Origin of the sequence: Paenibacillus sp. EKM212P, assembly GCF_011066115.1 — a bacterium.
In the GTDB taxonomy this organism is placed as follows: domain Bacteria; phylum Bacillota; class Bacilli; order Paenibacillales; family Paenibacillaceae; genus Paenibacillus; species Paenibacillus polymyxa_B.
Genome location: NZ_JAAMNR010000005.1, coordinates 261,092 through 285,107, shown reverse-complemented (window position 1 = coordinate 285,107; position 24,016 = coordinate 261,092). Strand labels below are relative to the sequence as shown.

Annotated in this window: 17 protein-coding genes; 5 read left to right on the top strand and 12 right to left on the bottom strand. The window is 42.7% G+C overall.

What is annotated here, in order from left to right:
- The first annotated feature begins 81 nt into the window (after positions 1 to 81).
- Complete coding sequence (locus G9G54_RS16805) at positions 82 to 1,476, top strand: exosporium glycoprotein BclB-related protein (protein WP_165178925.1); 1,395 nt, start codon at positions 82 to 84, stop codon at positions 1,474 to 1,476.
- 72 nt (positions 1,477 to 1,548) lie between these two features.
- On the opposite strand, the gene nirD is transcribed toward G9G54_RS16805, so the two are convergent.
- Both nirD and nirB read right to left on the bottom strand, forming a co-directional pair.
- Positions 1,549 to 1,878, bottom strand: coding sequence for a nitrite reductase small subunit NirD (gene nirD, locus G9G54_RS16800; protein WP_061831122.1), 330 nt, complete (start codon positions 1,876 to 1,878; stop codon positions 1,549 to 1,551).
- A 39-nt stretch (positions 1,879 to 1,917) separates the two neighbouring features.
- Entirely contained in the window at positions 1,918 to 4,347 is a 2,430-nt protein-coding gene (gene nirB / locus G9G54_RS16795) for a nitrite reductase large subunit NirB (protein WP_165178924.1), read from the bottom strand.
- Between the two features lie 287 nt (positions 4,348 to 4,634).
- Between nirB and G9G54_RS16790 the strand changes: the two genes are divergently transcribed.
- The 3 genes from G9G54_RS16790 to G9G54_RS16780 are packed head-to-tail and all read left to right on the top strand — an operon-like array spanning position 4,635 to position 8,631.
- The gene (locus G9G54_RS16790; protein ID WP_165178923.1) at positions 4,635 to 6,314 is read left to right on the top strand and encodes a spore germination protein; all 1,680 of its coding nucleotides are present in this window, start codon (positions 4,635 to 4,637) and stop codon (positions 6,312 to 6,314) included.
- A gap of 24 nt (positions 6,315 to 6,338) precedes the next feature.
- The gene (locus tag G9G54_RS16785) at positions 6,339 to 7,442 is read left to right on the top strand and encodes a GerAB/ArcD/ProY family transporter (RefSeq protein ID WP_165178922.1); all 1,104 of its coding nucleotides are present in this window, start codon (positions 6,339 to 6,341) and stop codon (positions 7,440 to 7,442) included.
- Positions 7,435 to 8,631 carry a Ger(x)C family spore germination protein gene (locus G9G54_RS16780; protein WP_165178921.1) on the top strand — a complete coding sequence of 399 codons (1,197 nt, stop codon included), beginning with the start codon at positions 7,435 to 7,437 and terminating at the stop codon, positions 8,629 to 8,631. The genes G9G54_RS16785 and G9G54_RS16780 overlap by 8 nt, the downstream gene beginning before the upstream one ends.
- A gap of 111 nt (positions 8,632 to 8,742) precedes the next feature.
- Here the strand turns inward: G9G54_RS16780 and G9G54_RS16775 are convergent, their stop codons facing one another.
- From G9G54_RS16775 to G9G54_RS16745, 7 genes are all read right to left on the bottom strand, one after another.
- Positions 8,743 to 10,785 carry a serine hydrolase domain-containing protein gene (locus tag G9G54_RS16775; RefSeq protein ID WP_165178920.1) on the bottom strand — a complete coding sequence of 681 codons (2,043 nt, stop codon included), beginning with the start codon at positions 10,783 to 10,785 and terminating at the stop codon, positions 8,743 to 8,745.
- 123 nt (positions 10,786 to 10,908) lie between these two features.
- The gene (locus tag G9G54_RS16770; protein ID WP_165178919.1) at positions 10,909 to 12,210 is read right to left on the bottom strand and encodes an ATP-binding protein; all 1,302 of its coding nucleotides are present in this window, start codon (positions 12,208 to 12,210) and stop codon (positions 10,909 to 10,911) included.
- A gap of 1 nt (position 12,211) precedes the next feature.
- Complete coding sequence (locus G9G54_RS16765; protein WP_069291031.1) at positions 12,212 to 12,952, bottom strand: LytR/AlgR family response regulator transcription factor; 741 nt, start codon at positions 12,950 to 12,952, stop codon at positions 12,212 to 12,214.
- 408 nt (positions 12,953 to 13,360) lie between these two features.
- Entirely contained in the window at positions 13,361 to 14,110 is a 750-nt protein-coding gene (treR, locus tag G9G54_RS16760; RefSeq protein WP_165178918.1) for a trehalose operon repressor, read from the bottom strand.
- Positions 14,111 to 14,186: 76 nt separating this feature from the next.
- Positions 14,187 to 16,145 carry a PTS system trehalose-specific EIIBC component gene (treP, locus tag G9G54_RS16755; RefSeq protein WP_165178917.1) on the bottom strand — a complete coding sequence of 653 codons (1,959 nt, stop codon included), beginning with the start codon at positions 16,143 to 16,145 and terminating at the stop codon, positions 14,187 to 14,189.
- Positions 16,146 to 16,251: 106 nt separating this feature from the next.
- Complete coding sequence (gene treC / locus G9G54_RS16750) at positions 16,252 to 17,979, bottom strand: alpha,alpha-phosphotrehalase (protein WP_165178916.1); 1,728 nt, start codon at positions 17,977 to 17,979, stop codon at positions 16,252 to 16,254.
- A gap of 272 nt (positions 17,980 to 18,251) precedes the next feature.
- Positions 18,252 to 18,833 (bottom strand): LysE family transporter, encoded by a 582-nt coding sequence (locus G9G54_RS16745; protein WP_023986882.1) that lies wholly within the window; start codon positions 18,831 to 18,833, stop codon positions 18,252 to 18,254.
- Positions 18,834 to 18,943: 110 nt separating this feature from the next.
- Between G9G54_RS16745 and G9G54_RS16740 the strand changes: the two genes are divergently transcribed.
- On the top strand, positions 18,944 to 19,498 hold the full coding sequence (locus G9G54_RS16740; protein WP_165179034.1) for a helix-turn-helix domain-containing protein: 555 nt from the start codon (positions 18,944 to 18,946) through the stop codon (positions 19,496 to 19,498).
- A 121-nt stretch (positions 19,499 to 19,619) separates the two neighbouring features.
- On the opposite strand, the gene G9G54_RS16735 is transcribed toward G9G54_RS16740, so the two are convergent.
- From G9G54_RS16735 to G9G54_RS16725, 3 genes are all read right to left on the bottom strand, one after another.
- Positions 19,620 to 20,189, bottom strand: coding sequence for a sugar O-acetyltransferase (locus tag G9G54_RS16735; protein WP_165178915.1), 570 nt, complete (start codon positions 20,187 to 20,189; stop codon positions 19,620 to 19,622).
- A 20-nt stretch (positions 20,190 to 20,209) separates the two neighbouring features.
- Positions 20,210 to 21,418, bottom strand: coding sequence for an MFS transporter (locus tag G9G54_RS16730; RefSeq protein ID WP_238808159.1), 1,209 nt, complete (start codon positions 21,416 to 21,418; stop codon positions 20,210 to 20,212).
- A gap of 238 nt (positions 21,419 to 21,656) precedes the next feature.
- The gene (locus G9G54_RS16725) at positions 21,657 to 24,011 is read right to left on the bottom strand and encodes a glycoside hydrolase family 2 TIM barrel-domain containing protein (protein WP_165179032.1); all 2,355 of its coding nucleotides are present in this window, start codon (positions 24,009 to 24,011) and stop codon (positions 21,657 to 21,659) included.
- Between the last annotated feature and the right edge of the window lie 5 nt (positions 24,012 to 24,016).

Sequence of the window (24,016 nt, the reverse complement as noted above, 5' to 3'; positions counted from 1 at the left end):
TATTATGAATATCTGCGAAGCGGGGCGATAAACCACCTGTCACCTCTACAGTAGTAAGAATGATGAGGAGGAGATTTGAGCATGAAACATAAAAAACCGTTCAGGTTCAGTGGTGCTTCAAAAAAAGACGAAGACTGTAAACCAACAAGAGTAAATAGAAGTATCGAAGATCTTCTCAGACTGATTAATGAATTGACCGCGATCATCCCCATCGTATTCGCAAACCCCTCTGCGGCTAATGTATCTTCCTTGCAACAGATTTTAAGACGTTTGTTGTCTCTGGCGAAAAGCTTAAGACTTAGAGGCGGGGTTAAGGCAGACTTACTGGCAGCGCTGGAGCTTGCTATTGTTGCGTTAGAAGCTACACCTTTCTCCCCGATCGGTGTAGGTACTGCACTGCAACAATTGCTGGATGCCCTATTGTCCATCGTTTTACAAGAATCCCTCGATCCTGCTCTTAAAGACAGCTTAATCAGCGCGATCAGAATCGCTGGAACGACGGTTAGCAACGTATTAGGTGAAACATACTTGTCAGGGGAGCCAGGTGCACAAGGACCTCCTGGACCTGCGGGACCCGGCGGTGCGCCTGGACCAGCAGGTGGACCAGGTCCACAAGGGCCTCCCGGACCTATCGGCGCCGCTGGACCTATCGGAGCGGCTGGACCAGTCGGCCCTGCCGGGCCTGCGGGGCCTGCCGGACCAGTTGGAGCGGCTGGACCTATTGGCGCCGCCGGGCCTATCGGGGCCGCTGGACCGGAAGGCCCTGCCGGACCTGTCGGCGCTACGGGTGCTGCGGGACCTGCCGGGGGTGTGACAGGCGCCACGGGCGCTACGGGCGCGGATGGATTGATCGGGCCTGCTGGATCTACAGGACCGACCGGAGCTGATGGGCTGCCGGGTGCGGCTGGTGCTACCGGAGCCACGGGCACGGCTGGTGTTACTGGAGCGACCGGTTCGGGAGCCATCATTCCATTTGCTTCGGGTGGACCTGCTATCCTGACAACCGTTCTTGGCGGAGTGGTAGGAACTGCCAGTTTAATCGGCTTTGGAAGCTCAGCAACAGGGATTAGCCTCGTAGGCGATACCATTGACCTCACAGGTACACTTGTAGGACCTCTGATTAATTTTGCTTTTTCCGTACCACGGGATGGCGTAATTACATCTATTGCTGGTTACTTCAGTACAACAGCTGCGTTAACTCTCGTGGGTTCAACTGCGACGATTACTGCCCAGTTGTTTAGTTCCCCAACACCTAATAATACCTTCACAGCAGTTCCCGGAGCTATCGTTACATTGGCCCCTTCACTGGCTGGCATTATTGCTTTGGGGACGATCTCTAGCGGTATTACTACCGGGTTGGCTATACCGGTAACCGCACAGACTCGTCTGCTCCTTGTCTTCTCTGCAACAGCTACGGGACTTTCCCTCGTAAACACTATCGTAGGTTATGCAAGTGCAGGCGTTACCATTACCTGATCCGAGACGAAAAAAGGGCCCAACAGGATTGTTCCTGTCAAGCCCTTTTTTATTTGTATTCCATCAGACGAACTAAACCGTTTCGAGTGATACTTTTACTTCTTCTCCCTCTTCACAAACGGCGAATGTTTTAACTTGTCCGTGATCAGGCTCTTGAACGATGCCTGTCTGCAGATCAATTTTCCAGTCATATAAAGGATCATAAATATAATGACCAGATACTATCGCCTCTGTAAGAGGGCCTCTTTTGGGATGAGGACTGACATTTTCAACGGCATAAAGCTCATTCTCCGAAGTGCGGAAAACAGCAATTTCAGCACCTTTTATGTGGATGGTACGCCCTATTCTGATCGGAAAATCCTTACTGTGACCGACGACAAGCCATTCGGCATTTTTGATCATTTGCTTGATCGCTCCCTTCCTCAGGCATTTTAGATACAATTACACAATAGACGGAGTGACAACCTCAAATAGATTTTTGCGTGTATCCTCATCATTGATGATCTTTTTCCACGGGTCTTCCACCTGTTGTAGTGCAAATTCGATGCGTTCTACTAAAGCTTGTCGATTATCTGTATCCTGAACGACAGCCTTCTGAATCTCTTCCAGACCGATCCGTTCCACCCACTCCGACGTGCGCTCCAGGTATTGTCCTGTTTCCCGGTAGAGTTGCATTACGCTACCTACAATATCAATCAACTCGGCATCGGTTTTCACTTTACAGAGTGAATCAGCCAACCGTGCTTTAATACCGCCATTACCACCGATAAAGATCTCCCAGCCCCCATCATTACCTACGATTCCGATATCTTTGGTACATGATTCCGCACAGTTGCGTGGACATCCATTAACTGCTAATTTGAATTTTGCTGGGAAATCCAGTCGTTCGAATTTTCGTTCCAACACTTCTCCCATTCCCATCGAGTCCTGTGTGCCAAACCGGCAAAATTGCGATCCAACACAGGTTTTAACCGTACGAAGTGACTTCGCGTAGGCATATCCCGACGGCATATCGAGTTCTTCCCATACTTTAGGCAGATCCTCTTTACGGACACCGATCAAATCCAGCCGCTGTCCTCCTGTTACTTTAACGACCTTAACGTTGTATTTAAGAGAAACATCTGCTATCTTCTTCAAATCTTCTGGGGTCGTTACACCGCCGTACATTCTAGGAACAACTGTAAACGTTCCATCCTTTTGAATGTTTGCGTGCAATCGCTCATTTACAAAACGGGAATCTCCCTCATTTTCATAGGTATCCGGGTTAATCATTCCCAAATAGTAATTCAGCGCCGGGCGGCATTTGGAGCATCCTTCATCATTATGCCAACCCAGTACATTCATAACTTCACGCGTTGTTGTCAGCCCTTTGGTTTTGATCGCTTCCACAATCTCGTCCCGACTCAATGATGTGCAACCACATATTCCTTGCTTGGCTGACGTCTTGAAGCTGTCTCCAAGAACATATTGTAAAATTTGCTCAACGACAGGCTTACATCCTCCACAGGAACGCGTTGCTCCGGTGCATGCCTTAATTTCATCGACTGTTGTCAGTCCATTATCATTAATTGCATCCACAATCGCCTTTTTAGTCACACCGTTACAGCCGCAGACAATTTCATCATCCTCCATCGTTTCAGCGGATAATGTTTTCGCCCCGTGATTGCTACATCCAGTACCCATGATCTGTCCATATATCTCATCTGTCATCAATGTTTGCTGACGTACATATTTTTGAAGACTAGCAGATTCGCTCACATCGCCAAACAGTACAGTTCCAACAATCTTATTTTCACGAAGCAGCACTTTTTTGTATGTGCGCTTCCACTCATCTTTTGCAACAATCACCGTATGTTCAGGCTGAGTTATGAATTCGCCAGCTGAGAAAACATCCACCCCTGAAATTTTGAGCTTGGTAGAAACCACCGATCCCATATAACCTTCAGTTTCCGCGCCTGCCAAATGTTTGGCAATGACACTTCCCTGCTCAAACAGCGGAGCTACCAGACCATAACAGATTCCGCGGTGTTCAACACATTCCCCTACGGCGTATACATCCGGTACGGAGGTTCTCATCAAATCATCGACTATGATACCACGGTTCGTTTCCATACCACTTTGCACAGCCACCTGAATATTAGGCTTGATCCCGACGGCCATAACGACCAAATCCGCTTCTAGCTCGCTTCCGTCTGAAAACCGCAGCCCTTGTACCCGATCTTGACCATACACTTCCGCAGTTTGCATTTGCATAGCAAACTTGATTCCCTGGCGTTCTAGTTCTGCTTTCAGCATCGCAGAGGCTTCCCGGTCCAGCTGGCGTTCCATCAAATCCTCCATTAAATGAACGACCGTAACATCCATTCCCAGGTTGACCAAGCCTTTAGCTGCTTCCAGCCCTAACAGACCTCCACCAATGACAGCTGCCTTTTTAAAGGTCTTCGCTGCCTCAAGCATTGCCGAGCAATCGGCGATATCTCGGAAACCGATGACACCCGGTAATTCCTTACCCGGAATAGGCAGAATAAATGATTGTGAGCCAGTAGCTACCAAAGCTACATCGTAATCAATTTCCAGTCCGTCTTCGGTGTGAATCTTCTTGTTCTCACCGTCGATGCTTTTCACCATTTTTCCTGTATACAAAGTAATCCCTTGATCCGCATACCATTGCAAATCGTTCAGTATGATATCATCAATCGTTTTACTGCCTTCCAACACATAAGAGAGCATGATCCTGTTATAGTTCGGATGCGGCTCATTTCCCAGGACCGTAATTTCATACTTATCTGTTAATTTTAAAATTTGTTCGACCGTATTGATACCAGCCATCCCGTTCCCTATAACCACAAGTTTCTGTTTACTGTTTATCATATACCGGTTCCTCCATTCATTCGACGATACTCCCTATCCGACGACATCTCCTACGTTCCTATGAATATTGCTTATGCTTCTATTCTAGTACAGCAGACAGAGCTATATGTGACTAGAATCACAATGTAGTTCAAATTAAGAATATTTAGGGATTTCCCTATTCCGTTTCAAGGGATAAAGGTAAGGCCAGAAATCAACTTTCCATTTCATGTGTAAATACAACCTTTATAAGGAATACTTTAGGGACGACTTGTATCTTAGAATTGAATCGTTTGGAGGTGGTCATCTTGTGGTCTAAAATAATTTCTTATATTCCGAGCTGGAGTACACTCTTTCAAGCAGGCCTCGCATTGATTATTCCTTTAGGGATTTATTATATAAACACATCGATTTATTCGTTTGTTGGCAGTAAGGGGGCAAAATCCAAACATTCTTCTGATCGTCCGCTTTCCGACGAACATAACGAAGGCCACGCGGATCAGCAGCATGAACCACGCTCTAAAATTACAGGGAATTACGATTCCGATTTAAAGTCGATTCGAGAGTCTATAGGCGGAAATAGTGATGTGCATTTTCGTGAGTTTGTAGTAAAGAAATTTCATGTACGGTCCGTGTTAGTCTTCATAGAAGGTATGCAGGATGAAGAGCTTATGAACAAGCAGGTATTGCAGGTCTTGATGTTTGAGGGCCAGCAGGATCAACAGGAACAGCCGGAAAGTATAAGTAACTCTTATATAAAAGATAGCTTGATGCCGCTTACGCAAATTAGTGAAGTTGCTGATATGGAGAAACTGCATGAGTTCATCCTTTTAGGCCATACCGCCTTATTAATTGAAGGAATGAAGGAAGCACTGCTAGTGGGTTCGCCTAATGGCGCCATTCGCTCCGTCAATGAACCAACGTCTGAAGCATTACTTCGGGGTCCCAGAATCGGTTTTACGGAGGTATTAAGTGAGAATACTTCAATGCTTCGACGCCAAGGGTTAAACAAAAGTCTGGAAATGAAGAAATTCCAAGTAGGAAGCCGAATCAAAAAAGATCTGGTTGTCGCGTATATAAAGGATATTGTGAATCCGGACCTCCTTGAAGAAGTAAACCGCAGAATTTCAAAGATAGACATGGATTTTTTGGCTGAATCCGGTTATGTGGAACAACTTATTGAAGACAATTATTTAAGTCCGTTTCAGCAGGCTCACAACACAGAGCGCCCCGACCGTGTCATTAATGCTTTGTTGGAAGGAAGAATAGCCATTTTGCTAGATGGAACTCCCTTTGCACTCATTGTTCCGGTGACCTTCAGTATGCTGCTTCAATCACCCGAGGACTATTATGAGCGCTGGATTCCAGGAACACTTCTACGTCTGTTGCGATTTTGCGGAGCGTTTATAGCGCTTATGGGGCCTGCTTTGTATATCTCTTTTATATCGTTTCATCCCGGTTTGATTCCAACCAAGCTGGTCATTAGCATCATTGAAACCCGCCAAGGTGTCCCTTTTCCATCTGTCATAGAGGTCATGATTTTGGAAATCTCTATCGAAATTCTACGGGAAGCAGGCATTCGCTTGCCCAAACCGATTGGTCCTGCGATGGGCATTGTGGGAGGCTTGGTCATCGGCGACGCTGCTGTAAATGCCGGTATCGTTAGCCCCTTCCTGGTGATTGTGGTTGCGGTTACTGCCATTTCTTCATTTTCGATACCAACATACAGTGCGGGCATTACCTTGCGTCTTTTACGTTTCGTTGGCATGCTCTTTGCAGCCATCCTGGGCATGTTAGGAACCATATTGTTCTTTCTGTTAATTTGTATCCATCTGACGAAGTTGAAAAGCTTTGGCGTACCGTATGTGACTCCATTTTCCCCTATGCGCCTAAGCGATTGGAAGGATATGTACATTCGTGCTCCTATATCTCTGATGAAACGAAGACCCATTATGATGAAAACTCAGCAAAAAAAGCGCAGATCATGATGCCAAGACGAAGGAGGAGCCATTGTGTTTAGACGCTCTGATGATAAGATCACAACGAAGCAGGCGGCTGTATTCCTGACCAATACTGTATTGGGCGCAGGGATTTTGACACTGCCGAGAGGTGTAACTGAACAGGTTGAGACTCCTGATGCATGGCTTTCTGTCCTAATCGGTGGATGTATCGTCATATTAGTCGTCTGGATCATGGTGAAATTAAGTCAACAGTTCCCGGGAAACACCGTGTATCAATACTCCAGAAAAATCGTGGGCATCATCCCGGGAGGATTTTTAAGTGTGTTATTAATTATATATTTTTTAATCATCGCCGGCTTCGAGATTCGGGTTTTAGCTGAAGTGACCATGTTTTTTCTGCTGGAAGGCACTCCGATCTGGGCGATTGTGATTCCATTCATCTGGGTAGGAAGTTATTTGGTTTTTGGCGGCATTAATCCCATCGCGCGACTGTACCAGATTGTACTTCCGATCAGTCTCTTCTTTCTGCTTCTCTGTTTTCTCTTTAGCTTAAGGATTTTTGAAATTGATCATCTTCGTCCCGTATTGAGTGAAGGGGTTTTACCAGTCATTAAGGGGCTGAAATCAACTATCCTTGTTTTCAGTGGATGTGAAGTGGTCATGACATTAGTCGCTTTTATGCAGCACCCCGAAAGAGCATTTAAGGCCATGGTAGTGGGGATCAGTATCCCTTTGGTTTTGTACTTTTTGACCGTAGTTATGGTGATCGGCGGGCTATCGGTAGATTCCACTGTGACAAGTACTTGGCCTACCATTAATTTGATGCGCAGTTTTGAAATCCCCGGTTTTCTTTTTGAACGTCTAGAGTTTCCACTGCTAGTGATCTGGATGATGCAAATGTTTTGTAATTTCTGCAGTTTTTTCTTCAATGCATCCTTAGGTGTTTCCCAGGTGTTTGGCCTTAAATATCGTTATGCGATTTTTGGCTTAATCCCTCTTGTCTTTATCTCCACAATGACCCCTGTTCGTATGATGGAAGTGTTTAGCCTGGGCGATGCGATCGGATACATGGGAATCGTTATATTTTTTCTGGTTCCGGTACTTCTCTCCATCGTGTTCATAATCAGGAAGAAGGGAATGAAGCAAAATGTGTAGACGACCTATCCTATCTTTGCTGCTTGCCTTCATTCTTCTGGTGACTCAAGTCGGCTGCTGGAGCAGCAAAGAAGTAGAGGAACTTAGCATATATACAGGACTTTCTCTGGATCAGGGGGAGCTCAGTCCATTGGAACAGGATCTGGAGAAGAAAGGTAACCGTTACTTCAAGAAAAATAAAATTACCGCCAACGTACAAATCGTCCCCAGAAAGTCTTCCGGAAGCCCCAATCAACAAGGCGCCGGTGGACAAGGACCAAACTATGTCAATGTAGCTAGCACCGGGGATTCCTTGCTTGAAATCTTCCGGCAGCTCTCTCTCCGTTTGGATCGTCCGGTTATTGGTCACCATCTAAAGGTCATGGTGGTTTCCACCGAGCTGGCAAAACAACAGACGATGCAGCAATTAATGGATTTTGTGCTTCGTGACAATGATATTCGTCCGAGTTGTTTGGTCTTCTTAAGCAAGGGACGAGCAGCTAATACTTTAGTTACCAAATATAAGGAGGAAGTCCCATCTATTCATATACTGTATATGGTTCGTAACCATTTCAGAACCAGCAAGATAATGAGGGGGGTCAATTTGTCTGAATTGGATGGATTGATGCATTCCAAAAAAAGCTATATATTGCAAAACATTACTGAATCCGATGGAGAATTAGAGTTTTCAGGGGCTGGCATTATTAAAGGAGATACCGGGCACTGGATGGGTACTTTGGGGCAACAAGACGTGGAGAGTATTGGATGGATTACAGGTGATGTTAAGGGCGGAGCTGTCAAAACATACGACAAGCGAAATGAAGCCATAACTTACGAAATCAAATCAGTAAAAAGCAAAATAACAACGAAGGTGACCGAGGGCAACGATATCTCGTTTCACGTGAAAATTGAATCCAAAGGACGTTTAATTGAAAACTGGGATGATAAAGCGGACCCGACTGAGACACGAAACATGAAAGAGGCTGAGAAAGAGTTTGAAGAACAAGTGACTCGCAGGATTAAGTCTCTTATGCACAAATTACAATCCGAATATAAAGTCGATGTTGCCGGTTTTGGTGATCATTTGCATATTGAGGAGCCTCAGGTGTGGAAAAAGGTAAAGGAGGATTGGGATTACAAATTCAGCAAAATACCCGTGACCTTCGATATAAAATTATCTATTACGGATTTAGGCTCATCTGCTGAATGAAAAAGTCGAATTGACCTTATAAAAGCCAATTCGACTTAAGATTCGCGGTTGTCTTCTTAACCTTCCAACGCTGCAACGGTCGCTCCTGAATTTCCAGAAGCGGCTACACGCTTAATTCAAATTGATTTTAAATACATCCCCTGCATTGCCACCTAAAACGATCAAGCCACCTTTGGGCAGTACAAACGAATTGTTATTGCTAGCAGTTGAAAATTGTACAACCGCTCCGTTTTCATCATAGACAGCGAACCCTCCGCTTTTTGGAAAATCAACGGTCATCGTTTTATTGGCTGAGTTTTTATCTATTTTATACCATGTGGCTTGGCCATTAGATGGTATGGTGTACACTGATTTCCCTCCCAAGATAGGTTTAACAGCATCTTCACTGATATAGGATTGTCCATCTATGGTTAAATACTCTGAACCATCCTTGGTATAAAAATTCAGATCAAATGCATCTCTTCCACTCATAACAGGAATCTCAACGGCATTTACTGCTTTATTCTCATCCACAATTTTAGTACCACTTGCGTATCCATCATGATCAACAGATATTTTTTTCGTTATAAATGAGGGGGCCAGATAAAATATGGAAGATATCTTTTCATCCAAAGCATAATAATTTTTCCCGCTTCTGTTTCCCCATGCCTTTTTAACTATGGGATTTACAGGATTGGCATCTAGCTTTTGATATTCATAAGTCACCATAACCATTTGACCTAATCCCGGAAAGTTTAAATATAGGTTAGCCTTAATATATGTTTTCCCGTTTTTTTGTTTGTCAAAGCTTATGGCTACACTGCCATCACTGCTTTTGAATTGTCCATTGCCTGTATACACATATTTTTGCGCCGGGACGAATCCATCCAAAAAAGCAGGTAAATCAAACTCACCGTTTTTAATCTCTACATTGATGGTTGTACCCACAGAACCGTATAATCCCGAATAAGAAAGTAAATCAGATGGCATTTCCACTTTTACAGGAGGCTCAAATGTTTTATTCGGTATGATGTCTTTAATGATGCCCTTATCTTTTAAAACTTCCAATAAAATGTTAGAAGCAAAAATACTATCTAAGATGGAAGACCCTCCAGATGAAAGCACAGCCATAGAGATATGATGCTCTGGTATGGTGATCAAAGTAGAGTGATACAAAACAGTATCCCCACCCTTGGATAACGCAGTTATTCCGTAATCACTAAACGGTGCCAACTGAACCGCATCCCAACCAAGTCCATAATTAAAGCTGTTTGTCTCTTCAGGTACCCATATTCCTTTTCGATATTCATGACTTTGCATGGACTTCGCCGATTGTGCAGATAGAATATCGGGTTTGTTCCCCGTTAATACTTCTGAAAACATAGCCACCTCTTCTGCGGTGGAGTATAAGCCACCTGTCCCGATGACATTGGCATTTTCAACCGGTAAGGCCCCCTCAATCGCAGGAAAATAAGTTTTGGACAGCTTTTGTCTATCAAATTGATCGAGAGGTGTTTTGGTAGATTTCAAACCCAAAGGGGTATTAATATGCTTTGCCAGGAAATCGGTGTAACTTAGACCGCTCACCCGCTCAACCAATATTTCAAGCAATTGAAATCCATCATTGGTATATACGGAATATTCGCCAGGGTTTGATTTTAAAGTTTCTGATTGCAACCTTAGCAAGAGCTCATCATGATTTTCTGTATCATTGTCATTAAATAACATACTATTTTTATAGTGAGCACCGTAAAGACCTGACGAATGATTTAACAGCATACGCGGTGTAATTTGTTTGTATCTTTCATCAGCCATTTTAAAGTCCTTAATGTATGTTGTTAGCGGCTGATCAATATCTACCTTATGGGCATCCACCAGCATCATCGTCGCAGCAGATACATACATTTTGCTTGTAGAGCCTATACCGAACATCGTATCTTTGGTGATCGGCTCGTTGGTTGCCTTATTCTTTACACCCACGCTATCCGATAATACGATGTTTCCATGGTCCATAATGGCATACTGCACACCGCTAGCACCGTATTTGGATACCAGCTCCGAGGCCAGACTGAGAGCCTTTTCCTTGATGGGTTCAGCAGTGCCTTGAGCAAAAGTATTCGTCATCGGCATTACAAAAAGCATAGCAGAAACGAACACAGCTATTATTTTCTTCATTCCATATTTCCTCCTCTTATAGCATCACCAGGCTTTATTACTGACCTGATCATACAATGAACGAGGATTCTATATAAAAAAACACCCTTAAACGTAAAAAACAATCCCTAAACAACATAATGTCTAAGGAATGTCTTTATAAAATGGCAATAAAACCATATTATTGAATACTTTATTTTTCGTTTCAATGGTCATATTCCCACCATATTTGTCACATATTCTAGATATATTGGTTAAGCCAATGCCATGAACATCCGGGTTTGATTTTTGACTATGCAAATGAGCCACTTCATTCTCCACATGATTAAGGATGTGAATGAAAAGCGCGGACTCATTGGAATGTATTTTAATAAGAATGTACCTGTCATCGGCAATCTTGACCTTTTTAGATGCTTCTATGGCATTATCCAGCATATTCCCTAGAACTACACATAAATCATAACGTTCAATATTTACTTTCTGTGAATATAAGTTAAGTTGGGTATCTATCTTTATGCCATTGGCTTGCCCAATATTAAGACTATTCGTGACAAGGGCATCTATAACCAGATTACCGGTATTAACCCTTTGATACGCTCCTTCGATTTTATTTAAGGTAACCTTAATATGTTCACTCGCCTCTGCCAATTCATTTCTCTTGATACATTCTTCAATATACAAAAACTGTTGGTGTGTATCATGAATGATTCTTTTTATATTTTTGAAGCTGTGAACCGTTTTTTCGTAGTTAGCATCTTGGTAGTCCATCTGATGTTGTAATTGAGCATTTTCATGCATTAATTGAAATTTTTCAATGACATTATCAAAAATATATATGATAAAAACATTTAAGGAAATAAAGCCAATAATAGAACCAAAATAATACATATTCTTTTCACTATAAACAGATAAAACATTGACCTGGTATAAACTTATGATGGGAACGATTAGAAATAAAATATAGTAACGATGCTGCAAAGGGAAGGTTCTGCGTTTGGCAAATAGCCGTATAATCTGAATGACAGCAAACATGATAATGCAGCTGAGTAACATAACCTTAGAGAATATCAAGTGATCTTGTCCACTCAAATGGCTAAAGTTGCTAATTTTAACGGAGCCTACAGCATATAAAATATAAAGAGATATAAAATTAACGATGGTTATCAATACAGCATAAAGAATAGAAAAAATGATCTTTGTCTTTATTTCCACTGTATACGATTGCGCTAAACTAAATATGACAAGTAATGCTAAAATCGAAGATACCGCAGGAGTCAAATAAACACTTAAATATAAGGAATCCAGCAACCCAAAAATAATGAAGTACACGAATCTGTTCGGCTTTCGATTGGACTTATCAAAAACCGAGTTAAAGTAAAAATTCACTTGGAAGCACATAACAAGGACAACGCAAAGATTAAGAAGCAGGGAGTTATATTCCATCATATTAATGCATCTTCATGATCATAAATTTGGTATATAAATCTTTAACTTCTTTTATTTTAGAACGCCCAATAGGTAACTTCACATCATTTGACATCAAAACATCACCGCCAGCAAATTTTTTCACATGAATTAAGTTTATAATAATCGAACGATGAATTTGTAGAAAATTATGTTCTTTTAATGCTGAAGCATAGTCCGAAAGAATCCCTTTGCTATCATAGGTTTGAGTAGAGGTTACAAAATGCAGTTTGTTTTTTATGGTTAAGCTTTTGACCACTTCAATACTAATGATATCATCATATTTTAAAAGCACTTCCTCATAAGCTGACTTGATGATAACGAATTTTTTATCGAGAGATTGAAAATATTGACACAGCTTTATCATTTTTTCCTCAAAGATATGAGGAGCAATCGGTTTTATTAAATACTGAAATGTGACTACGTCAAAACTTTCCACCATATATTCAGGGTAGCTCGTTAAAAAAACAATCTGTTCATCCAGGTGATTTAAACTCCTTATTTTTTGGGCGGTTTGAATTCCGTTCATGCCATTCATTTCAACATCCAATATTAAGATATGGAATGGAGACTCATGGTTTTGATAATGAGATACCAGCTGTTCTCCGGAGTCGAATAATTCAACTTTAAATTCTATACTGGTCTTTATCGACAAAGTAATCAGCATATTTTTAACAAGTTCTCTCTGCTTGTGCTCATCATCGCAAATAGCCACTCTATACATAAATAACATACACCTCGTTCCCATTGCATTGATCATGGAATTGTATTCTAAACAGTATATAACCTTTTAATATTCAATAAACAGCTTTTGGATAAAACGCAAATTCAAATCCCTCAAATGCCAGTATACAAGCTGCTTAGCAGTTGCATCCAAGGTAAAAAAGAAACCCTCGTCTTAAAAGACGGGGTTTCCAGGCTGTCGAGAAACCCCCTGTTTTTTTGCAGGGGGTTTAAAACTGTCTTAGTGGTCTAAAAACTAGGGTCCTCAGATCGTTTTAAATCGATTTTTGTTTTAAAAGATGCGTCTCCCCATATAAAAATAGAAGTGTCGAAAAGTCCTCTAGACTTTCTCGACACTCTGGAAACCCTCGTCTTAAAAGACGGGGTTTCTTAACTATTTTATTGATCGTTATTTTAAAAAATCTGCTCTCTTGTCTTCACCGTGGGAACGTCTGGCAAAGTCGATAAATTGGAATTTGTCTAGCCGATGCCTTGACTCGGTATACTGGAACAACGTGGTGTCCTCCAGATAAACATAGTTACGTACTACGACCACATGAGTGTAGTTCTGAAGGTCCATCAGCCTATGATCTTCTTCATCTGCATTTTCTACAGAAACCACTTTTTTGGCATAACTAATTTGAAGATGGAGCTCTCCCTCCAAATATTCGTAGATGGACCCACGACTAATTTCCTCGGTAAGCACAGGTACAATGTCTGATCGAAAGTAATCTTTATCCAGTATGACGCATTCACCTTCAATCTCACGCGCACGAATAACTTTCCAGACCAAATACTTGTCTTTGTCAATCTCAAGATGATTGGCTATGTCATCTGGAACTGGAATTAGCTGATTTTCATGTACAATGGTTCGTGATGTACGCCCAATTCGTTCAGACATTTCCTTGAAACTGACCAGTCCTCCTATAGGAAAATCCATCCGTCCAATATCCAGAACAAAAGATCCTTTAGCTTTTATTTTATGGATATACCCATTTTGTGCAAGCAAGTGAAGTGCTTTACGTACGGTTTCACGAGAAGTGTTATACTCTCTGGCCAGTTCATTTTCAGATGGCATTTTCGTGCCTGGAGCCAATTCGCCTGTCTGGATCTGTCCCGAATAATCCTGATAAATTTGCAAAAATATATTCTTTGTCAATTTTCATCACCACGTTCATTGTAGCATTCTTTCACTTCCCTGTTCACTATAATAGACTGTGCGAATTGAATCTGAATTAATTCCTATGGTCTGATGAAGAATTCAAATGAATTCTCATTAAGGTATACTGCAAATCGTCTGCCTCACCTGGCAGTTCCTCAACCGATTCAATCATACTCTGACCATCCGGGACAATGACTGGTGTAATGACGGGATATCCGGATTTCTGAATTAGATCACGGTCAAATTCCATCAGTAGTTGTCCTTGCTCCACGGTTTGATTGGTCTCCACATGCATGGTGAATCCCTCACCCTTCAGTGACACCGTATTGATCCCCACATGTACCAGAATCTGTACACCTGTCGAATGCTCCAAAATCAAGGCATGCTTGCTTTTCATCATGATATGAATAACTTTTCCCCTGAATGGGGCAAGAATCTTGCCATCCTTCGGTTCCACTGCAATACCTTGCCCCATCTGCCGTTCGGCAAAAGCCGGGTCAGGGACCTGTTCCAACGGTACAACACGTCCTCGTACGGGAGTCCTCACTTCAAGCACATCTATTGCGGTATTTTGCGGAAGCGAGTCTTTTTGTACGGAATCATTGGCTGGTGCAGCCTGACGGCGCTTAGTTAACAACTTGCCATACATTAAAGTTAAAGCAAATGGCACAATTAACACGATCGCCATCCCGATGAAGAATACACCCCAGTTGTTTGGGAAAATAGACAAGAAGCCTGGAATCCCGCCCACACCAATGGAAGAAGCCATCACATGATTTACGGTGAGCAGTATACCTGCAATACCGGAACCGATCATTGCGAATACAAACGGATATTTATATCGGATATTCACCCCGAATATGGCAGGCTCGGTTACACCCAGAAATGCAGACACTGAAGAGGTAAGAGCCAATCCTTTTCCCTTTTGCTCCTTCAATACCAGCATCATTGCCAGTGCTCCGGCACCCTGAGCGATATTGGACAGCGCCAGCATCGGCCAAAGGAATGTTCCACCCTGCGTACCAATTAATTGCACGTCCACCGCCAGGAAAGTATGGTGCATTCCCGTAATCACGAGCAAGGAGTACAAGCCTCCATAAATCAGGCCTCCCAACGCAGGAGCCAAATCGAAAACGTATACAAGACCAGACGTAATAGCATTACCAATCATAAAAGTAACCGGACCGATCACTGTAAAAGCCAGAAATCCCGTTATTAATAATGTAATCGGTGCTACAAGTAACAGTTTAAATGAATCTGCTATCTTCTTATTTAGGAATTTCTCAATGTGCGCGAGCACGTAAGCGGATACTAAAACGGGTAAAACCTGTCCTTGATAACCAATCTTGTTCACTTCCCACCCAAACAAATTCCAAACCGGGACGGTTCCTTTGGTAACAGCATCTGCATAACCGTATGCACTTAGCAGATCCGGATGAACCAGAATCAAACCCAGTACGATCCCGAGTAAAGGACTGCCGCCAAACCGGACAACAGCCGACCATCCAATTAAGGCAGGTAGAAATGTAAAGGCGGTGCTGGCAATGGTGTTAATGATAGCAGCAAAGTCGGTCCATTGAGGATAGACTTGAACCAGAGCCATACCTTCGAAGAAAATTCCCTTGCCAGTCAAAATATTATTTATTCCAAGCAATAAGCCTGCAGTCACGATTGCGGGCAAGATGGGGATAAATATATCTGCCAGCGTCTTGATAGCACGTTGAATAGGATTTTGTTTTTTGCTTGCCGCATTTTTGACATCGTCTTTAGAAGCCCGACTACCTCCTGTAATGGAGATCATTTCGTCATATACCTTATCCACCAGGCCTGGACCAATCACGACCTGATACTGTCCTTGGGAAGAAAATTGACCTTTGACCAAATCATTTTGTTCGAGTGCATCTTTATCGACCAGCTTATCATCATAAAGGGCAAATCGCAGACGAGTTACGCAATGCGTAGAGGCCTCTATGTTGTCTTTACCACCAACGGCTTTTATAATGTCTTCCACCTGTGCTCTTTCAATCGCCATCTAGTCCACTCCCTCGACGTTTGCTCATTTTTAAAGTAGCACCCCCGGCTTAAAAATAAATGTACGACCGGGGTGCTACTAGATGTTTCCATACTATTCACTAAGGTTAACGAACAATCCACATATATGAAGCATATGGGGTTAAAGAGATCACTTGTTTTAGCTCTGGGGCGTGCTGGGTATTACCAATTAAGAGCTCAGCCGCATCCAACGCTTGATTTTTTAATCGTGAATAAAATGAATCCGGTATACGGAATTGCGTATCCTGTTCGCTAAAATTAGAGATGACAATCAAAGTCTCCTCTTCATTGCTACGTTGATAGGCGTAGACCTGAGGATGAGCTTCGTCCAAACGTTGATAACTCCCATCGGTAAGGACCTGCACCGTTTTACGCAGATGAATCAGCTTACGGTAATGGTGGTAAATAGAATTCGGGTCCTCTAACTGAGCCTGAACATTAATCCGTGGATATCGTTCATCTACCTTAATCCAAGGCGTGCCTGTAGTGAAGCCCGCATTGCGAGTGTTATCCCACTGCATCGGTGTTCTCGAATTATCACGAGACCGCTCTCGAATGATATTCAATGCTTCTTCTGCACTTTTGCCTTGTTCCTGTAAGATACGATACATATTCAGAGATTCAACATCCCGAAACTCCTCAATATCTGCCCACTGCGGGTTGGCCATCCCAATCTCTTCACCTTGAAATATATAGGGCGTTCCTTGAAGACCATGTAACGTGGTTGCCAGCAGCTTGGCGCTTTCCGCATGGTATTCGCCATCATCCAAAAAGCGAGAGATCGCCCTTGGCTGATCATGATTATTAAAAAACAATGCACTCCAGCCGCCACCCTGTTGCATGCCCGTTTGCCAATCCGAGAATAGCTTCTTCAACATTTCAAAATCATATGGCATCAATTCCCACTTTTGTCCATTTGGGTAATCCACCTTCAAATGATGAAAATTAAAGGTCATGGACAATTCTTTTCTCTCTGGATTGGAATAACGGATACAGTGATCCAGTGAGGTGGAGGACATCTCCCCTACAGTGACACTGTTATACGCTGAGAATACTTTCTCATGTAATTCATGAAGGTATTCATGCACACTTGGGCCGTCCGTATAATACTTACGCCCGTCCCCAGGAGCCGTGCTTCCATCGTCGTCCGAGAATTGCTGATCTTTGGAAATCAAATTAATGACATCAAGTCGGAAGCCACTAACTCCCTTCTCTGCCCAAAATTCCAGCAGATTGACAACTTCCTGACGGACTTTGGGATTTTCCCAGTTTAGATCCGCCTGAGTCTTATCAAATAGTGTCAGGAAATATTGGCCTGTTGCCTCGTCATATTGCCAAGCTGGTCCACCAAATTTGGAAACCCAATTGTTTGGAGGTCCACCATCGGGTGCTGGATCACGCCATATATAATAGTCTCTATACTCACTATCCTTAGAAAGCCGTGCCTCCTGGAACCAGGCATGTTCTGTGGAAGAATGGTTAACCACGATGTCGATCATTAAGTACATCCCACGCGCCCGGATTCCCTCGCTCAATTCTTCAAAATCCTGCATTGTTCCATAATCGGGATTAATCTGGCAATAATCGGCTACATCATACCCGTTATCACGTTGTGGTGAGACATATACAGGCTGCAACCAGACAATATCCACACCCAGTTTTTTTAAATAATCCAGCTTTTGCGTCAGTCCTCTTATATCACCGGTTCCTTTGCCCGTCGTATCGTTAAAACTTTTGGGATAAACCTGATAGACTACTGATTTACGCCACCAATCTTTATCTTGAGGAATTAAAGTCTTGTTCATTGCTTCCATTCATGCTCATTCCTTTCTTGCGAAATGAAGTAGCGTAAAAAATAATATAACGCTTTCAACATCTTGTATATACAAGATTAAGTCATGTATATACAAGTTGTCAACAGCTTTATCTATTAAGGTAATACCCGTTTTGCAGCTAAATGATCAGGAGACTCATCCATTCTGTCCGATTGTATGTTATGACTCGTAGAATAAGCTCAATTCACACGAAAAAAGGCTCCTGCCTATAGTCAGGAACCTTTCTTTTCTATGATGAATAAGGTACTCATTTACATCCATATCGATAGTGCACTATAAAGGAGCAATAAGGACATTATGATATTGAAGGAACGCTCATGCTTATTCAAGAAACGTTGAAACACTGCGCCAAAAATCGCCCAGCTCACTACAGCTACAAAACCAATACAAGTCAGGAGTAATGAAATCGTAATAAGCTCTATATACGATACATCATAAGGCATTACAAACGTTGAAATGACCGTAATACCATACAAAATGATTTTTAAATTGATAAATTGTAGCAACAGTCCTGATTTGAAGGAATATCCCTCATTGTGATCATTATCCTCCGTAGAGGATTTGCTCTTTGCAATTTTCACCGCCAGATAAAGCATATACAGACTGCCGAGAACATTCATCCAGATCTTAACCCGTGGCAAAAAATGATACAAAGCAAGATTAAAATAGCAGGCTAACAGCATAATGGCGAAACAACCTGCTGTTACTCCCAGCAAGAATGGGAATGCTTTTTTCAAACCCAACCGCCTGGCACTGTCTAAAGACATAATATTGTTGGGACCTGGCGTAAAGCTGCTAACAAGTGCATAAGAAAGGAACGGAATAAACGGCATGCAACAATCAACTCCCGTATGTTATAATTGAATGAAATGTACGTTGAGACGTACATTTGTACTTTATGATTGTACAATATGTTCTTTATAAAGCACAATAGGAGCGAAGAATTATGGAGAATATTAATCTGATTTTAAGTAAAAATTTGAAACATCTAAGAAATGAAAGAAAATTAAGTTTAGATAAATTAGCTGATCTGACGGGGATCAGTAAAACGATGCTCGGTCAGATTGAGCGCGGAGAATCTAATCCCTCGATTACAACCGTATGGAAAATTGCGAACGGCTTGAAAATCTCTTTCACTGCTCTGATTAATGAACCACCTTCAGATGCAGTAGTCGTTCCTAAAAGCAAAGTACAAGTGCTTGAAGAAAATAATCACTATCGGTTGTATCCGTTTTTCCCCTATGAAGGAAGTAGAAATTTTGAGGTTTACACCGTAGAGATTGAAGCAGGCGGGGAACTGAGTTCAGCGCCGCACCGTGAAGGTACAGAAGAATTTATTACGGTATTTGAGGGTGAGATGGTGGTAAAAATCAGCGAAGAAATGTACACGGTTAAAGCTGGAGATTCGATCCGCTTTAAAGCAGACCGCCCACACATTTACTATAATCTAGGAGAAACACTGGTTCGGATGAATATGATTATTTATTACTCTGTATAGTAGTTCAATCTTGAAGACTATAAGCGTTCAAGTCTTTAAATTCAAATGATCCTATTAAAATAAGGAGCCCTTTTAATAGGATCATCGGTACAAAATATTATATGATTTACTTGTATGCTGTTTAGGAGATTTTAATTTGCTTAATTATTCGTGCCGGATTTCCAGCTACAACCGTATTGTCTGGAACATCCTTGGTTACTACTGCTCCTGATGCCACGACGACATTATTACCTATCGTAACACCGGGATTAATAACTGCTCGACCGCCAATCCATACATTGTTGCCAATCTTAACAGGCTTTCCATACTCCGGGCCAGCGATTCGTTCAAACGGATCTATGGGATGAGTCGCTGTGTAAATATGAACTCCTGGAGCCAGGAAACAATTATCTCCAATGCGCACTTCGCAAACATCCAAAATGGTACAGTCAAAGTTGGCGTAGAAATTTTCCCCAACATGGATATTGTATCCGTAGTCACAGCGTATGTTGGGTTCCATGCCTATATTTTCACCAGTTGATCCGAAAAGCTCCTTAAGTAACTTTTCACGGTACTCACGATCCGTCTCTGCCGTCTGATTAAAGAGACGTACACATCTTCTCGCATACTCTCTTTCTTGCGTTAATTGAGGATCAGCAGCTACATACAGTTCCCCATCCATCATCTTTTGTTTTTCCGTTTTCATAGTCATGCGACAATCCCCTTTATATTTTAATCTGATTTCTTTTCTTTCACCCCAATAGGTTGGGCTGCACCGGATATCCAACCAGCAACAATAACGCCAACAAGCACTACGATCAAGGCATGCAGAAGTCCAACATGTTCACCTAAAAACCCTAATCCTGGGGGGCCTACTAAAAAGGCAATGTAACCGATCGTGGCTACGGCTCCAACCCGGATAGCTGCACCACGAGGGTCATCTCCGGCAGCAGATAAGCCCACAGGAAAACCAAGTGAGGCTCCAAGCCCCCATAATACGACGCCCACTCCGGCTATGAGGTAATGCTGTCCCCAGATCACTAGAATGATACCGATAGCAGCCAGGACAGCACTTCCTTTCAATACAGGGACACGGCCGTATTTATCCAGTATGAATCCTCCGGTAAAACGTCCAATGGTCATCGCTGCCACAAATAGTCCATACATATAGGAACCTGTTAAAGAATCCACGCCATAACCATCTACCATCGTTAGCGGCAGCCAGTCATTCGCAGACCCTTCTGCAAACGCCATACCTAACACGATGATACCGATCAATAAAATTCGTCTTTCTTTCCATACAGCAAGCTGCGCCTTGAGATTAGATCCAACCTTTTGAGTAGGAACTTCTTTCTCTATACCTGTATCGTGAGGCAGAAAACGATAAAAATAGAAAGTTACCACTGCAATCATGGCAGCCATCGCTCCAAAATGGACCACAACAGGTATGTGTAGTGCCGCTGCTCCAGAGCCAATGACCGCACCTACAAGTGTACCCATACTAAATGAACCGTGAAAAGCCGGCAAAAGCGTTTTTTGCAATTGATTTTCTACCGCAGAACCTTCGACATTCAGAGCTACTTCTGCTGTCCCATAACCACCTCCAAAGATGACTAAACCAGCAAACACGATGCTCGTGAGCGAAAATGCAGTTCCCAACCCTACAATGACAAAACCGCTTACAATCAAAATCGCACTTCCCAGAATGACCGCCCGTCCACCTACACGAGAAATCATATTGCCTGCACTGAGTAGTCCCACTAAAGAACCTGCAGCTAATCCAAAAATAATGATTCCCATTTCGGCAGTCGAGACACGCAAAATATCCCGTATAATAGGCGTTCGAGACACCCAGGAAGCAAAAGCTACACCTGGTAAAGCGAATAATAAGAACAAAATATTACGAATTACCCGAGGATTCATGGATGGTTCTACTGGCATTTACTTATCTCCTTATCACCACTTTTTATTAATCTTTTAATAAGTTATATTATAATTAGTCATTCTATTCGCATCCAAACTATTTGTCAAAAAGAGAATTATAGTCATAGATCGTTATTGACCGTCAGTTGTAAACATATTAAAAAAGACCTGAGCAGGTAGGGCATGCGCACCCACCACCTATCCAGACCTTTTTAATTAAACCATACAAGCTCTAGACTGAATCAGCCTTGAATTATCATTTGCGTTCTTGTTCTATTTTCAGTCTGGTTTCTCCCAGCAACCCTCCATCTGCGGACGCTTGAAGCAACAACTCACCAGCCACATAACCCGATTGTACAACAACGAGACACCTTCCTCTGTGTGTTCGTCTCTCATTCCCCTTGAAGGATTCATCGCTGGTGAGATCACCATTGTCTATTCCAAGGATACGACCATCACCCTGTAGTTTAAAGGCTACATCAAAATCCTGGTTAGGTACAATGATCCCATTTTGGTCTATGACGGTTACTTCCACATGAGATATCTCATACCCATCAGCAGGTAGAATTACCCGATCAGCCTCCAACTTTAGAGCATAAGGAAGTCCGGCAGTGGTTAATTCATGCTCACAAACCTTCTTGTTTCCATTACGACCCACAGCCCGGATTTTGCCCGGTGTATAGGGAAGCTCCCATACGATTAAATGATTAGGATAGTCCACTAACTTCCTCTCACCGTATGATTCATCACTCATGATCAATTCCACGCTCTCACAATTGGTGAAGGTAACCAACCGTATCAATTTTCCACCGTATTCAGGAAATGTCCAGTGATCATCCATAGCCGGAGATTTCCAGTGCATCGTCCATGTCGGATTAAATTCCGATTTCATATGTTCGTTAAATACGGCTATGTGCACAACAGGCTGATTAGACCATAAACTTTGTTGGAGATAAGATACTGGTTTGCGGAATCCGCAAGTATCAATCAGGCCCGAGGACCACCCTTTGGAGGGATAACTCGTTTCTCCCAAATAGTCAATTCCACTCCAAACAAATTGACCGATCACATAATCATGATTAGCGACATCAAACCAGGGATTCAGAGGCAAATAACCTTTAACCCGGTTATCCTTACCCCGATAGTATGGGAATGTTTCTGTTCCAAGGATAAGCGTATCCGGCATGGCCGCCCTATAGTGCTCATACCACTGCTCCTGATAGTTTAACCCTAGAACATCCACTCGTTGTGCCAGCTGTTTGGTATGCTCCACTTTGGCCTCAATTGAACCCTCACGCAAGCTGATCGGTGTATTATGCGGCTCAAGCGCACATGTAACTGGTCGGGTTGGGTCTTTTTCATGGCAGAAACCCACGAGCTGCTCCAACATTTTGAGCATGGATGGCTGACCTTGATTCTCCACTTCATTCCCAACGCTCCACATGAAAACACTGGGATGGTTCCTGTCCCTGAGCAACATTGCTTCCAGATCTTTTTCCCACCACTCATCATATAAATGCTCATAGAAAAGAGATTTCCATTTGTCAAAAGCCTCATCAACCACCAAGAACCCCATCTGATCACATAAATCTAATAATTCGGGCGCCATCGGGTTATGAGCAAAACGGATCGAGTTACAGCCGATTTCCTTCAGCTTTTGCAGCCTTCTTTTCATGGCTGTATCATGGTAAGCAGCCCCCAGACAGCCTAAATCATGGTGAATGCACACTCCCTTTAGCTTTAAGCTGTGCCCATTCAGAAATAAACCTTTTTGAGTGTCCAGCTTCACTTCTCTTATGCCAAAAGGGGTACAATAACGATCCATCTCTGTATTGTCACAATAGATCGTCGTCTGGGCTTCGTAGAGCACTGGGTTGTCCGGTGACCATAGTTCTGGGTCTAAAACTCGCGTTTTTTGCTCTATTTCCCCCGTTTCACAGCTCGAAAGAGTTACTCGGTTTTCCACTTTTCCTTTGATCTGTCCCTGTGGGTCCAGCATTTCAGTCATAATAGTACACTCTACGGCATGCGCGTGATGATTAATGACCTGGATTCTGGCAGTGACCTTGGCTTCATCTGGCGAAATTTCAGGTGTGGTAATGTAAGTCCCCCATTCGGTTATATGAATATAATCCGTACAAATCAGCCAGACATTACGATAAATACCGGCCCCCGAATACCATCTGTCAGGTGAAAGAATCGTATTGTCCACTTTGACGGCAATCACATTCTCCTCATCCCACTGAATATATGGAGTCAAATCATATTGAAAGCTAACATATCCATAGGGCCGCTTGCCCACAAAATGTCCATTGATCCAAACCTCACTGTTACTGTGAATGCCATCAAATTGTATGTATACGCGCTGTTTTGGTGAGGAGGGCTTCACATTAAAATGCTTTCTGTACCATCCGACAGACCATCTCGGCAAATAAGCTTGATTGCCACCATAGAGCATATGTGGATCAAAGGACTTCTCAATGCTCCAATCATGAGGGACTTGAAGGAGCCGCCAGTGCTCATCGTTGTAGTCCATTTTCTCAGCACCTGCGTAATTACCTTCCACAAATTTCCAGTCTGTTTTGAACGGCAAAATCACTCTGCTTCCCATCATCT

Bases quoted from the DNA above. Each gene is read 5' to 3' on its own strand.
- G9G54_RS16725 (WP_165179032.1), bottom strand. From the start codon at position 24,011: ATGGGAAGCAGAGTGATTTTGCCGTTCAAAACAGACTGGAAATTTGTG.
- treC (WP_165178916.1), bottom strand. From the start codon at position 17,979: ATGGAAGCAATGAACAAGACTTTAATTCCTCAAGATAAAGATTGGTGG.
- treP (WP_165178917.1), bottom strand. From the start codon at position 16,145: ATGGCGATTGAAAGAGCACAGGTGGAAGACATTATAAAAGCCGTTGGT.
- G9G54_RS16770 (WP_165178919.1), bottom strand. From the start codon at position 12,210: ATGATGGAATATAACTCCCTGCTTCTTAATCTTTGCGTTGTCCTTGTT.
- nirB (WP_165178924.1), bottom strand. From the start codon at position 4,347: ATGATAAACAGTAAACAGAAACTTGTGGTTATAGGGAACGGGATGGCT.
- G9G54_RS16805 (WP_165178925.1), top strand. From the start codon at position 82: ATGAAACATAAAAAACCGTTCAGGTTCAGTGGTGCTTCAAAAAAAGAC.
- G9G54_RS16730 (WP_238808159.1), bottom strand. From the start codon at position 21,418: ATGCCAGTAGAACCATCCATGAATCCTCGGGTAATTCGTAATATTTTG.
- G9G54_RS16765 (WP_069291031.1), bottom strand. From the start codon at position 12,952: ATGTATAGAGTGGCTATTTGCGATGATGAGCACAAGCAGAGAGAACTT.
- G9G54_RS16735 (WP_165178915.1), bottom strand. From the start codon at position 20,189: ATGACTATGAAAACGGAAAAACAAAAGATGATGGATGGGGAACTGTAT.
- G9G54_RS16780 (WP_165178921.1), top strand. From the start codon at position 7,435: ATGTGTAGACGACCTATCCTATCTTTGCTGCTTGCCTTCATTCTTCTG.
- G9G54_RS16745 (WP_023986882.1), bottom strand. From the start codon at position 18,833: ATGCCGTTTATTCCGTTCCTTTCTTATGCACTTGTTAGCAGCTTTACG.
- G9G54_RS16775 (WP_165178920.1), bottom strand. From the start codon at position 10,785: ATGAAGAAAATAATAGCTGTGTTCGTTTCTGCTATGCTTTTTGTAATG.
- nirD (WP_061831122.1), bottom strand. From the start codon at position 1,878: ATGATCAAAAATGCCGAATGGCTTGTCGTCGGTCACAGTAAGGATTTT.